Here is an 866-nt window from a genome sequence, read left to right as displayed (position 1 = left end):
CAGCGGCGCGGCTTGAACATTACTGCTTTGGGGGGATTTAGCAGCATCATTTTTGAGACTTTTCGCCTCGACAGTCTCCGGCGAGTCCGCAACATTGACTTGGAGATCCAACGCTTTACCACCGGCAATACCCACACGGCCTACATCATCTGTCAGCAACTGCAGTTGGCGGCCCAGCGCTACGCCATGGACTTGGCAGCCGCTACGGTTGCGGTGGTGGGGGCGACCGGAGATATCGGCAGCGCCATTTGTCAATGGTTGGTGGCCCACACTCACTTGGGCAAATTGTTGCTCATCGCCCGAGAGCGACGGCGTCTGGAGGAATTGCAGGCCAAGCTCAAGCAGGGGGAGATCTCTTCGCTGGAAGAGGCCCTGCCCCGCGCTGACTTTATCGTTTGGGTGGCCAGCATGAGCCAAGGCATGGCCCTCGATCCCCAAGTTTTGCCGGATCCCTGTGTCATCATCGACGGTGGCTACCCGAAGAACATCGCCTCCAGCTTGCATCGGAAGGGGCTCTACGTCATTGACGGGGGGATGGTGGAGCACTCTTTGGACATTGAATGGAACATCATGCAGTTTTTGAATGTGGCCAACCCGGCCCGTCAGCTTTTCGCCTGCTTTGCCGAGTCCATGCTACTGGAGTTTGAGGGGCTGCACACCAATTTCAGTTGGGGCCGTAATTTGATCACCCTTGAGAAATTGGATCTGATCGGGCAGCTTTCCCGCAAGCATGGGTTCCGCCCCCTCATGCCCGAAGCCTAATTGAGATTCAAAATGAAGAAAGCCTCAGCCCCAGCAGAGGTGCTGGCCCCGGTCAGGTCAATCACCAATCGAGTAAACTACCCGACACCAACCGCTAGGCGGTA

Annotated in this window: 1 protein-coding gene; it reads left to right on the top strand. The window is 56.8% G+C overall.

The genetic code is table 11. From position 1 onward, the window contains the following. The coding region (locus NW856_RS01510) for a long-chain acyl-[acyl-carrier-protein] reductase (protein ID WP_414398736.1) at window positions 1-762 on the top strand (762 nt) is incomplete at its 5' end. Window positions 763-866: the final 104 nt, after the last annotated feature.

The sequence above is a fragment of the Synechococcus sp. R3-13 genome (assembly GCF_047462195.1).
In the GTDB taxonomy this organism is placed as follows: domain Bacteria; phylum Cyanobacteriota; class Cyanobacteriia; order Thermostichales; family Thermostichaceae; genus Thermostichus.
The sequence above is the reverse complement of the archived record's forward strand: the minus strand, read 5'-3'. Positions and strand labels throughout refer to the sequence as shown.